Source organism: Streptomyces sp. NPDC048352 (assembly GCF_040651895.1).
Classification (GTDB): domain Bacteria; phylum Actinomycetota; class Actinomycetes; order Streptomycetales; family Streptomycetaceae; genus Streptomyces.
On the sequence record NZ_JBEZKZ010000058.1, the window covers coordinates 1 to 11941 of the forward strand.

General features: G+C 75.6%; 7 protein-coding genes, 2 tRNA genes and 1 pseudogene. 4 read left to right on the forward strand and 6 right to left on the reverse strand.

The window, feature by feature from the left end; translation table 11 throughout:
• Positions 1-135 precede the first annotated feature (135 nt).
• On the reverse strand, positions 136-2355 hold the full coding sequence (locus tag AB0D45_RS25240; RefSeq protein WP_362462902.1) for an asparagine synthase-related protein: 2220 nt from the start codon (positions 2353-2355) through the stop codon (positions 136-138).
• 673 nt (positions 2356-3028) lie between these two features.
• Between AB0D45_RS25240 and AB0D45_RS25245 the strand changes: the two genes are divergently transcribed.
• The 4 genes from AB0D45_RS25245 to AB0D45_RS25260 all read left to right on the forward strand — a co-directional run bounded on the left by AB0D45_RS25245 (position 3029) and on the right by AB0D45_RS25260 (position 8436).
• Positions 3029-4654, forward strand: coding sequence for a sporulation protein (locus AB0D45_RS25245; protein ID WP_362462905.1), 1626 nt, complete (start codon positions 3029-3031; stop codon positions 4652-4654).
• 19 nt (positions 4655-4673) lie between these two features.
• Positions 4674-5888, forward strand: a complete 1215-nt coding sequence (gene lhgO / locus AB0D45_RS25250) for an L-2-hydroxyglutarate oxidase (protein ID WP_362462908.1) — start codon at positions 4674-4676, stop codon at positions 5886-5888.
• A 386-nt stretch (positions 5889-6274) separates the two neighbouring features.
• Positions 6275-7117: a tRNA (guanosine(46)-N7)-methyltransferase TrmB gene (gene trmB / locus AB0D45_RS25255; RefSeq protein ID WP_362462911.1), complete on the forward strand. Its 843-nt coding sequence runs from the start codon at positions 6275-6277 to the stop codon at positions 7115-7117.
• A 95-nt stretch (positions 7118-7212) separates the two neighbouring features.
• Complete coding sequence (locus AB0D45_RS25260) at positions 7213-8436, forward strand: PrsW family intramembrane metalloprotease (RefSeq protein ID WP_362462966.1); 1224 nt, start codon at positions 7213-7215, stop codon at positions 8434-8436.
• Positions 8437-8464: 28 nt separating this feature from the next.
• Here the strand turns inward: AB0D45_RS25260 and AB0D45_RS25265 are convergent, their stop codons facing one another.
• From AB0D45_RS25265 to AB0D45_RS25285, 5 genes and pseudogenes are all read right to left on the reverse strand, one after another.
• Positions 8465-9490, reverse strand: a complete 1026-nt coding sequence (locus AB0D45_RS25265) for a M23 family metallopeptidase (RefSeq protein WP_362462969.1) — start codon at positions 9488-9490, stop codon at positions 8465-8467.
• A gap of 325 nt (positions 9491-9815) precedes the next feature.
• Complete coding sequence (locus tag AB0D45_RS25270; protein WP_362462914.1) at positions 9816-10979, reverse strand: PP2C family protein-serine/threonine phosphatase; 1164 nt, start codon at positions 10977-10979, stop codon at positions 9816-9818.
• A 189-nt stretch (positions 10980-11168) separates the two neighbouring features.
• A tRNA-Met gene (locus tag AB0D45_RS25275) sits at positions 11169-11242 on the reverse strand.
• A 206-nt stretch (positions 11243-11448) separates the two neighbouring features.
• Positions 11449-11521 (reverse strand) — tRNA-Lys (locus AB0D45_RS25280).
• Positions 11522-11704: 183 nt separating this feature from the next.
• Positions 11705-11941: pseudogene (locus AB0D45_RS25285) on the reverse strand (RNA helicase); the annotation flags it as partial.

An 11941-nucleotide genomic window follows, 5' to 3' on the forward strand; every position in this document is an offset into this window, starting at 1 on the left:
GGCAAGGCCGGCGCTGCGGCCGTGCGCCGGGCCGCATGGCGCCGCGCCCCGCGCCCCAGGCCGCATGGGGCCGCGTCCGCGCCGTCCCCCGCCGCTTGGGGGTCCGGGCTCGCACGGCGGCGGGGCTGGGTCGGGCTAGCGGCCCGCCGTGAGGGGGCGGGGGGCCAGGCGGGAGAGGGGGGTGTCCAGGGGCGGGACGGCGCGGCGGCGGGGGGTGGAGGTGCCGGTCCAGCAGGTGCCCCGGCGCGCCAGGAGGCGGCGGAGCCACAGCTCCATCGAGACGAGTTCCGCGAGCCCGTCGAGGGGGACGGGCCGGCCCTCGGCGGCGTCGATCAGGGCCTGTTGCACGACGCGGGCGTCGACCAGGCCGGCGTCCCCGAGGAGCGGCGTCGCGAAGAGGGCCAGCAGCGAGGTGAGGGCGGCCCGCAGTCCCAGGCGGGTGGCGGTCTCGTTCGGGGCGTGGGCGGTGGCGCCCCAGCCGGGCGGGAGTTCGCGCACCCCGGCGGAGGCCAGGACGCTGCGCAGGATCTCGGCGCGGGCCCCGGGCTGCACCCGCAGGGACTCCGGCAGGGCCCGCGCGGCCCGTACGACCTGGTTGTCGAGGAACGGCGCGTGCAGGCGCTGGCTGCGTACCTCCACCGCCTGCTCGAAGACCCGGTGGTCGGCGGCGTGGCGGGCCAGCAGCGCGCGGGCGCGGGCCTCGCCGGGCCGCAGCGAGAGCGGGGGGCGTCCGGCGGCGGCCCGCAGACGGATCGATACTTCCGCCAGTGCTTCGCCGGTGAGCCAGCCCGCGGCCGGGCCCGGCCGGGACCAGGTCAGGGCCGCCAGCGAGGCGTCGACCGGCCCCGAGGCGGCGGCGGCGAGGGCGGCACCGCCCTCGCGGAGCCGGGCCGCCGCGGCCTCCATGCCCGCACGGTACGGCGTACGGGCGAGGCGGCGGGCGGCCGTGTAGACGGAGAACGGGACCAGCAGGGGGTCCGCGGGCGCCGAGCGGGCGAGGGCGGCGACGGGGCGCAGCAGGTGGCGGCGCCTGCGGTCCATGAGGAGGTCGGCCATGCGGGCGGGGTGCGCGTCGAGGACCCGGCGGGCTCCGTGTCCGGTGAAGTGGTCGGCGGAACCGGCCGCCAGTCGGCGGCGTTCGCGGGCGGCGAAGACGAGGGAGGGGCCGGGTTCGTCGGTGAGGGGGCCGTCGAGTTCCGCGTACGGGAGGGCTTCCTCGGCGGCGGCGACGACGACGTGGTGCAGCCGGGGGTCGGCGGCGAGGGCGTGGGCGCGTTCGAGTTCGCCCTCGCGGCCCTGCGGGGTGGCGAGGTCGTTGAAGGTGACGGCGAGGAGCCGCGAGCCGGAGCCGGGGAGGGTTCCGGGGGCGCCCGGCAGGCCGGCGGCGAGGAGGGCCAGCGTGGCGGAGGCGGTGCCGCCGGAGAGGTCGGCGCCAACGCCCGGTGCGGGGGCGCCGCGGGCGGCACGCCGGTCGGCGGGGCCCATGCCGGGGACGGGGCCGGGGTCGGGAACCAGGGTGTCGGGGGCATGCCGCGGAGCCGTGAGCCGGGCGCGCACCGCGTCGACCAGTGCTTCGCGCACGCCCTCCACCGCCCGCTCGGCGTCGGCCTCGGGGGCGGCCACGGCGAGGGAGGCCACCGGCTCGTACCCGGTGATCTCCCGGGAGCCCTCGCGCAGGATCAGCGTGTGGCCGGGCGGGATGCGCCGGACGCCGGCGTACGGTGTGCCGTCGCCCAGTGCCTCGGGGCTGTCGGGGCAGGCGAGCAGGGCGGCGAGGTGGCCCACGTCGAGCTGCGCCTCGATGAGGTCGGCGAGCGGGAGTGCGGCGGTGGCGTACGCGGTCCCGCCCGCCCAGGGGGTGTAGAAGACGGGCCGGGCGCCCGCGAGGTCGCCGAGGACGGTGATGCGGCGCCCGGCCTGGACGACGGCGGTGTAGCTGCCGGGCCACTGGGTGAGGTGGCGCAGTGCGCCGCCGCGGGCGGCGTAGAGGGCGCGGCGCAGTTCGTCGTCGGTGGCGCCGCAGCAGCCGAGTACGGCGAGGCGGGTGAAGGGGTCGGCGGGGTCGGCGGTGACGGTGCGGACCTCGTCCGGGCGCCAGTCGCCGACGGCCCACAGGGGGTCGGGGTCGCCCCACAGGAGCTGGGCGCCGACGGGGTGGACGGTGCGTTCGGCGTCCCGGGCGGAGGGGTCGTCGGCGTGGGCGGCGTCCGCGATGCCGCCGTGCTGCGGCGGGCCGGCGTGCGGCGGGCGGCCGTAGGAAGCGCCGGGGGAGTCGTGGGAGCCGGGGCCAGAGGGGACCCGTCCTGCCGTGCCGAAGCTCGCGGCGATACTGCTCCACCCGACCAACCAGCGCACCGCCGCCTCCCCCAGCCCGTGGGCACATGACCGGGGCAACGGACGGCCGGAACGGCACGGACACCGTGCGTCGGCATGCCTGGGTGCTCGGAGGGCGCGGCCGGCGGGACCCCGGGTGGCTCGGGGTCCATGCTGCCACGAGAAGGGCGTGCGGGAGTGGCTTCGGGGGGCGCACATGTAAACGAACACGCCTGAGCCACACGGTATTTGGCGTTCCGTTCCCACCGCCCCATAGGTCGGTTTCGGCCATTCTTCGGCCGTACTGAGGGCCCGTACGGGCCTCCGCGCGGGGAGCCCGGAGGGGCGGCGGGCGCGGCCCGGGAGGCGTCTCCCACCTCCCGGACCGTTCCGCCACCCGCGGGGATTGGGGCAGCGGCATCCCCCGGCCCGCCGGATCCAGCGGCGGGCCGACCCACGCACCGCACATCGAATCGCCGGGTCCCGGGAGCGGCCAGAGCGCACGGCCGGGCGCACGGCCACACGGCCGGAGCACGAGCTGACACGTGCGCCCGGGGCACGCCCCCCGCGCCGACTGTGCATACGGACAACAATCCCGCCATACGGAAGTCGGGGCCTTAACGCTTGGGAGGCGGGGAACTACGCTGGGTTTACGAAATGCCGGGCGCCTATGCCCCGGCGGCGTCTGCGTTCCGCGTGTGACGAGGGGTGGCGCATGTCCAGGGAGCTCCGGGAGCCCAACGAGAAGCTCGGCGCCGTCCTCGCCCTCGCGGGCATCAGCAACGCGGGGCTGGCCCGGCGGGTCAACGACCTGGGCGCGCAGCGCGGTCTGACGCTCCGGTACGACAAGACGTCGGTGGCGCGGTGGGTGTCCAAGGGGATGGTGCCGCAGGGCGCGGCGCCGCACCTGATCGCCGCCGCCATCGGGGCGAAGCTGGGCCGTCCGGTCCCGCTGCACGAGATCGGGCTGGCGGACGCCGATCCCGCGCCGGAGGTCGGGTTGGCCTTCCCGCGCGACATCGGGGCGGCGGTGCGCTCGGCGACCGACCTCTACCGGCTGGACCTCGCCGGGCGGCGCGGCGGTGGCGGGATCTGGCAGTCGCTCGCCGGTTCGTTCTCGGTGTCGGCGTACGCGACGCCCGCCTCGCGGTGGCTGATATCTCCGGCCGACAGCTCCGTGGCCCGCGAACCGGGCCCCTCCGGCGCCCCGGACACCACGCCCCGGACGGCCCCCGCAGCCCCGGCCGCCGCAGCCGGTCCCGCGCCGGGTGCGGTCCGCGAGCCCGCTCCGGTGCGGGCCTCCACCGCCGCCGCCCCGCCGCGACGGACGCCGGAAACCCCCGCTCAGGGCGTTGTGCCCTCCCAGCCCGGACCCGAAACCGCGCCCCCGCCGCCGCTCCCGCCGCCGCCCGCGGCCGCTCCGCAGCGCGTGGGCCACAGCGACGTGGCCAAGCTGCGCGAGGCCGCCGAGGACGCCCGGCGCTGGGACTCCAAGTACGGGGGCGGGGACTGGCGTTCCTCGATGGTGCCCGAGTGCCTGCGGGTGGACGCGGCGCCGCTGCTGCTCGGCTCCTACTCCGACGAGGTGGGCCGCGCGCTCTTCGGGGCGACGGCCGAACTGACCCGGCTGGCCGGCTGGATGGCCTTCGACACCGGCCAGCAGGAGGCCGCGCAGCGCTACTACATCCAGGCGCTGCGGCTGGCCCGCGCGGCCGCCGACGTCCCCCTCGGCGGGTACGTGCTGGCCTCGATGTCCCTCCAGGCGACCTACCGGGACTTCCCCGACGAGGGCGTGGACCTCGCCCAGGCCGCCGTCGAACGCAACCGGGGGCTCGCCACCGCCCGCACGATGAGCTTCTTCCGCCTGGTCGAGGCGCGGGCCCACGCGAAGGCGGGCGACTCGGCGGCCGCCGGGGCGGCGCTGCGGGCGTCCGAGGCCTGGCTGGAACGCTCCCGCGAGGGCGATCCCGATCCGACCTGGCTCGGTTTCTACTCGTACGACCGTTTCGCGGCGGATGCGGCGGAATGCTACCGGGATCTCAAACTCCCCCGCCAGGTCCGCCGCTTCACCGAGCAGGCGCTGTCGCGCCCCACCGAGGAGTACGTGCGCTCGCACGGCCTGCGCCTGGTGGTGAGCGCGGTCGCGGAGCTGGAGTCCGGCAACCTCGACGCGGCCTGCGCGGCCGGCACCCGGGCCGTGGAGGTGGCGGGCCGGATCTCCTCGGCGCGGACGAACGAGTACGTACGGGACCTGCTGCACCGGCTGGAACCGTACGGCGACGAGCCCCGCGTGGCGGAGCTGCGCGAGCGCGCCCGGCCGCTGCTGGTGACACCCGCGTAGCCCCGTTGTCGGTGGCGGGGTGCAGTATGCAGGGGTGGGAGGTGTCAGCGTGGACTGCGACGTGCTGGTGATCGGTGGCGGGATCGTCGGCTTGTCGACCGCGCATGCCCTGTCGCGCCTTGCCCCGGGGACCCGGGTGACCGTGCTGGAGAAGGAGGCCGGCCCGGCCCGGCACCAGACGGGGCGCAACAGCGGGGTGATCCACAGCGGCATCTACTACCGCCCGGGATCCCTCAAGGCGCGCTACGCGGTGCGCGGGGCCGCCGACATGGTCAAGTTCTGCGCCGAGCACGGCATCGCGCACGAGGTGACGGGCAAGCTGATCGTCGCCACCGACCGCTCCGAGCTGCCGCGCCTGCACTCCCTCGTCCAGCGCGGCAGGGAGAACGGCATCCCGGTGCGCGAGCTGGGACCGGCCCAGATCGCGGAGTACGAGCCGGAGGTCCGCGGCCTCGCGGCGATCCACGTCGCCACCACCGGCATCGTGGACTACGGCCGGGTCACGGAGCAGCTCGCCGAATCCTCCGGTGCGGAGACCGTCTACGGCGCGGAGGTGGACCTGATCTCCCGCCGCCCCTCCGCGGTGGCGGTCCGCACCACCTCGGGCCTCGTCTTCCGCGCCCGCGTCCTGGTGAACTGCGCGGGCCTCCAGTGCGACCGGGTCGCCCGCCTGGCCGGTGACGACCCGGGCATGCGGATCATCCCCTTCCGGGGTGAGTACCACGACCTGGCCCGCCCGGAACTGGTCCGCGGCCTGGTCTACCCGGTGCCCGACCCGGCGTTCCCCTTCCTCGGCGTCCACCTCACCCGAGGCATCGGCGGCGGGGTCCACGTCGGCCCGAACGCCGTCCCCGCGCTGGCCCGCGAGGGCTACGGCTGGGGCACGGTCCGCCCCCGGGACATCGCCACGGAACTGGCCTGGCCGGGATCCTGGCGGATGGCCGCGCGGCACTGGAGGTACGGAGCGGGGGAGGTCCACCGCTCCCTGTCGAAGCGGGCCTTCACGGAGGCCGTACGCCGCCTGCTGCCGGCCGTCACCGAGGCGGACCTCACCCCTGCGGCGGCGGGGGTCCGCGCCCAGGCGGTCCTGCGGGACGGCACCCTGGTCGACGACTTCCTCATCCGGGAGGCGCCGCGGACGGTGCACGTCCTCAACGCCCCCTCGCCCGCGGCGACCGCGTCGCTCCCGATCGGCCGCGAAATCGCCACCCGAGCCCTCCGACACCTCCCCTGAGCCCCCTCCGCCCCAGACCCCGCGCCTCAAACACCGACGAGGCTGGTTGTGCCGGCCAGGCGGGGTCATGCCCACAAGGCGGGGACGTGGGCACTCACCGGAGGGGTCGGGGGCGGGGTGGGGTGTCGTCCGGGACTAAAACGAGATGAATTCGGCGCGAGGCACCGCTTCCCCACGGGATCCGGAACAGGCGCCGAACATCGAAGCCCGTCCCCGGACGACACCCCACCCCGTCCCCGACCCCGGCCCACGACACCCCGCCACCCACCCCCCGCCCCACGGGCCACCACCGGCCCACCGGGACACCGGCGAGCCACACCCCGCCCGGCCAGGGCAACGGCCAGGGCAACGGCCAGGGCAGGGTCACCGCGTAGAATCCCCGCATTGTGTCTGAGCCCCTGAACCCCCAGCCCAGCCTCCCCGACGGTCCGCCGGAGGCCCCCGCGGCGCCGTACTCGCCGCCCAAGTGGCGCACCGAGCCGCGTTTTCCCGACGGCCCCGCGCCCGACCCCGCCGGCTCCCACCACGAGCGCCGGATCCGCAGCTTCCAGCCGCGCCGCAGCCGGGTCACCACCGGCCAGGGCGAGGCGCTGAAGCGGCTGTGGGGCACCTGGGGCCTCGACATCGACGGCCACGAGGTCATCGACCTCGACCAGCTGTTCGGCGGCCTCCCCGTCGTCCTGGAGATCGGCTTCGGCATGGGCGAGGCCACCGCCCAGATGGCCGCCGCGGACCCCTCCACCGGCATCCTCGCCGCCGACGTGCACACCCCCGGCCAGGGCAACCTCCTCGCCCTCGCCGAGCGCAACGGGCTCACCAACGTCCGCGTGGCGAACGGCGACGCGATCATCCTGCTGCGCGAAATGCTCCCGCCCGCCTCCCTCGCCGGGATGCGCGTGTACTTCCCGGACCCGTGGCCCAAGGCCCGCCACCACAAGCGCCGCCTGATCCAGCCCGAGTTCCTGGACCTGGCCGCCACCCGCCTGGCGCCCGGCGCGCTGCTGCACTGCGCGACGGACTGGGAGGACTACGCCGAGCAGATGCTCGAAGTGCTCACCGCGCACCCGGCGTTCGAGAACACGCAGCCCGACGGCGGCTACGCGCCCCGCCCCGAGTTCCGCCCGCTCACCCGCTTCGAGGGCCAGGGACTGGACAAGGGCCACGTCGTCCACGACCTCCTCTTCACGCGCCGCACCGGGCCGGCACTCGAACCCGGCCCCAAGAACTGACAAACGTCACTCCGAGTGTCCGACCCGCTCGGTAGGGTCATCATGTGTACCGAGCGCTCTCCCGTGTGCTCGCACGCACGTCGGGCACGGCCCGCATGTGCGTGCTCGTCACGCTGCTCACCGCCACCGGGGCCGCCATCCTGGAACTCGTGCGGCAGCAGACCGGCACGGCCGGCTTCTTCGTGGGCCTCGGGCTGGCCCTGCTGCCGGTGCCGCCGCTGATGGCGGTGTTCCGGTGGCTCGGCCGGGCCGCCCCGGGCCCCTGGCGGACGTTGCTGTTCTGCTTCGGCTGGGGGGCCTGCACCGCGGCGCTGATCGCGATACTGGCCAACAGCTTCGCCACGGAGTGGATGGCCGCGGCCTCCACCGACCCCTTGGCCGCCGACCGGCTCGGCTCGGTGGCCGTCGCCCCGGTCGTCGAGGAGACCGCCAAGGCGGCGGCCCTGCTCCTCGTCTTCCTCTTCCGGAGACGGCAGTTCAGGGACGCCGCCGACGGGCTCGTGTTCGCCGGGTTCACCGCCACCGGCTTCGCCTTCACCGAGAACGTCCTCTACCTGGGCAACGCCTTCGAGGAGGACCTGGCCCACGGCACCCGGGCCCTGGACTCGGTGACGGCGGCGACGTTCTTCGTACGGGTCGTGCTCTCTCCGTTCGCGCACCCCCTCTTCACGGTGCTGACCGGCCTCGGCTTCGGCGCAGCCGCGCTCGCGGTCCGCCGCACGCGCCGGACCGGGCTGCCGCTGCTGGGCCTGGCGTCGGCCATGGGCGCGCACGCGCTGTGGAACGGCTCCTCGCATTTCGGGAAGTACGGGTTCTACGCGGTCTACGGCTGCGTGATGGTCCCGGCGTTCGCCCTGCTGCTGGGGCTGGCCGTGCGGATACGGCGCCGGCGGCTGCGGGCCGTGTCCGCGGAGCTGTCGGTGTACTCCGCAGCGGGCTGGCTCGGTCCGGCGGAGGTGCCGGCCCTGGCTTCGATGCCGGCCCGCTCACTGGCCCGCGTCCTGGCCCGCCGCAGCGGAGGCCGCCCCGCCGCCCGCGCGGTGTCCCGGTACGCGGCGGACGCCGCCGCCCTCGCCCTGCTGCGCCGCCACGCCCGCCGCTCCGGCCCGGGCGACAGGGACCCGGAATTCGCCGAGCGGGAGCGCGAGTTGCTGCACCGGCTCTGGCACCGCCGCGCGACGGCCGCGCCCGCGCTGACCCGGGCCGCCGTACTGGAGGAGCTGCTGCCCCCACCGCGCTGGAGCCCGTCGGCCGCGCCGCCCGCGCGGGTCCCCGTACCGGCTGCCAGGAAGCCGGAGCTGTCGGCCTCCCCGACCTGAAGGGGGGGGCCGTAGTCGCCCGGTCGTCTCAGACGTCGAGGCCCTTCGAGCCCAGCCAGGCCAGCGGGTCGACCGTCGAGCCGCCCTTGCGCACCTCGAGGTGGAGGTGCGCACCGGTGACGTTGCCAGTCGCGCCGACCCGGCCGATGGTCTCGCCGGCGCCCACGGAGCCGGAGGTCACGGACATCGAGGACAGGTGGCAGTACCAGACCTCCGTACCGTCGTCGAGCTGGAGCACGATCCGGTACCCGTAGGCGCCCGACCAGCCGGCGGAGATGACCTTCCCGCCGCCCACGGCCTTGACCGGGGTGCCGGTGGGGGCGGCGAAGTCGAGGCCGGTGTGGTAGCCGGAGGACCACATGGAGCCGGAGACGCCGTAGTGCGAGGTGAGGGTGTAGGAGGAGGTCGGCAGGAAGTAACCGCCGGCGGCCCTCGTGCCCGTACCCGACGCCGGGCCCGCCCCCGAAGCGGCCTTGGCCGCGGTCTGCTCGGCGGCCGCCTTGTCCGCGGCGGCCTTCTCCGCGGCGGCCTGCTCGGCGGCGGCGCGCGCCTGCTCGGCCTCCTTGTCGGCCGCCTCCCGCTGGGTCCGGGCCTCCTGGGCGGCGCTCTCGCGCGCGGACCGTTCCGCGTCGGCCCGGACCTGGGCGTCGACGGCGTCCTGCTGCGACTCGGCCTGCTGGAGGATGCGGTGGCGCAGCGCCTCGCCCGCGTCGGCCTGCCGCGGCAGGTCCGCGGTCGCGGCCCCGCCCCCGGCGCCCGCAGCGGAGTCGGCTGCGGCGGCGGTGTGCACCTCGCCGCCGCCGGAGTTCCCGCCCCCGCCCAGCAGATCCGGCATGGAGGGCATGGATATGGCGACCTGGGGCCGGTCCTGGGCGGTGGCGATGCCGCCCGCGCCGACCGCCGCGATCACGCCGACGCCGAGCACGGTCGAGCTGCGGGCGAGTCCGCCGCGCGGCTTGAGGACGCGGTGCTTGCCGCGGACCGGGCGGGCGGAGTCCTCCGTGGGGTTCCACTCGCCCCAGGCTCCGGCGGTGGGCGTCTCCTGGACGTCGATGCCTTCAGGGGCAGGCGAGTTGGAGGCCACCGGGGCACACTCCTCATGGGCGAGAACGCAAACGGGTGCCGTCGTTGCGACGGCTGGGACGACCGCGCTGCGTTATCGAAAGGTAATCTACGGGGAGGTGTGATTCCAAGCTGATGCGATTGATCGTTAACGCCAATCAGCCACGCCCTGAACAGCTTTGGCCAGCGCATTGGCCCCACCGGCGCCCAACTCGGGTCAATCCGCCCACGCCACCCCCCTCACTTCAGCCACACCGACCAAATGACACACCGTCACCTGCCTGACCGAGCGCACCGGCTTCGCTACGCACGGCGACTCACAGGCCGTCGTGGTGCGCCGCCGGAACGGTCCGCCGGCGCCCCGGCCGCCCCTCCCCCGCCCGGCCCACCGCGAGCAGCGCCATGTCGTCCGTCGCCGCGCCGCCCGTGTGCCGCCGTACGTCGTCGCTGAGCGCCCCGAGCAGCTCCTCCGGCCCCGCGAAGACGCGTCCCCGCAGCCGGGCCGCCGGATCGTAGAAGGCCCCCGACCCGTTCCGCGCCTCGCTCAGCCCGTCGGTGTACAGCAGCAGCGTGCTGCCCGCCGGGAAGGGCCGCTCCTCGGGCCGGCCCGCCCCGTCGGCCGCCAGCTCGCCCAGGCCCAGCGGCAGCGCCGGCTCGGCCGGGGCGAGTACCGCCACGCGCCCGTCCGCGTGCAGCAGCAGCGGCTCCGGGTGACCCCGGTTGAGCAGCCGGAGCCGTTCGGCGCCCGGCGGGACCTCCCCGAGCACGCACGTGGTGAACCCCTCCACCGCGTCCAGGCTGCCCCGCCTCGCGCCCTCCCGGACCAGCGCCCGCTCCAGGCGCTGCGCGAGCCCCTCCAGGGTCGGCTCGGTCTCCGCCGCCTCCCGGAAGGCCCCCAGCACCACCGCGACGGCCTCGACGGCACCCAGCCCCTTGCCCCGGACGTCGCCGACCGCGAGCCGCACGCCGTACGGGGTGTCCTGGACGGCGTAGAGGTCCCCGCCGATGAACGCATCGGCCTGCGCGGCCTCGTACCGGGCGTGGACGCGCAGCCCGGCGATCCGCTCGGCCGGGGTCGGCAGCACGGCCCGCTGCGCGGCTTCGGCGATCCCGCGCGCCGAGGCGAGCCGCTCGCCGCTGCGCCGTACGACCCGGTTGATCAGCAGCGCCAGCGCCGAGACGGTCACCACCGTCACCAGCTCGGTCAGGGCCTCCACCTTGGCGCTGGTGCCGTTGTGGAGGTGCAGGCCGACGACGGTCAGCGAGGAGGCGATCCCGGTCAGCGCGGTGGCCCGGAAGGCGTAGAGGGGCGCCGCGATGAGCGGGGCGGCGGTGAAGAAGGGGGAACCCGTGAAACTGGGCGGGGTCGCCAGGTCGAAGACCAGTCCGAGCAGGATCAGCAGGACCGGCATGGTCCGCACCACCCGCCGGGCGGTGCCGTCCGCGCCGCCGTCGCCGTCCTGCCGGCCCAGCCCCGCCACGCTGCTCTCCTGCCGCCCGGTCGCGCCCCGAGCCTCAAGGCTGGCGCCGGACGCCCCCCTTCGGCGAGCGGGCCGGGCCGAAGGGGTGACGGCGGCCCGCGTACGGGCACCGCCCGCGGGGGCGCCGCGTAAAAGGTCCGGACACGACGAAGGCCCGGTTCCACAGGGGAACCGGGCCTTCGTACTGAGTAGCGGGGACAGGATTTGAACCTGCGACCTCTGGGTTATGAGCCCAGCGAGCTACCGAGCTGCTCCACCCCGCGTCGGTAAACCCAACTCTACGTCATCCGGGGGACGGCTCCCGCCAATTAACCCGCCCACACCCCCACGAACCAACATCACCGCAGGTCAGAGGCCTAAGAACCGAATAATCCCGGCGCCGGGAGCAGCACCCGCATCAAGCCACCGGCGGTCCCGGGAACAGCGAAGCGCCCCACCCGGAGTATTCGGATGGGGCGCCTGCGAGCGGTAGGCCATGTCGGACTCGAACCGACAACCAACGGATTAAAAGTCCGCTGCTCTGCCAATTGAGCTAATGGCCCTCCACGTGCTCACCCCAGAGCATAGCCGGAGAGGGGCTGCTGACCGATCGGGTATCGCCGGGTGTGGCCCCGGCGGTTTCCCGCCAACCGGCGCGGGAGGGGCGAAACGGCCGGAAATGGGCTCGGCCCCCACCGCACCGGAGTGCTGTGGGGGCCGAGTCCTCGTCAGGCGGCGCTCAGGCGTCAGCCGTTGCGCTTCCAGCGGGGCTTGTCGTCACGACGGCCGCCGAAGGAGCCGGTCGAACCGGACGGGCGGTTGTCGTCACGACGGCCGTAGGGGCGGTCGCCGGCGCCGCCGGAGCGGAAGCCACCGGAGGGACGGTCGTCGCGGCGGAAGCCACCACGGTCGCCACCGCGGTCGTCACGGTTGAAACCACCGGACGGACGGTCATCGCGACGGAAGCCGCCACCACGGTTGTC

Coding starts and splice junctions, on each gene's coding strand:
- AB0D45_RS25245 (WP_362462905.1), top strand. CDS start 3,029: ATGTCCAGGGAGCTCCGGGAGCCCAACGAGAAGCTCGGCGCCGTCCTC.
- AB0D45_RS25260 (WP_362462966.1), top strand. CDS start 7,213: ATGTGCGTGCTCGTCACGCTGCTCACCGCCACCGGGGCCGCCATCCTG.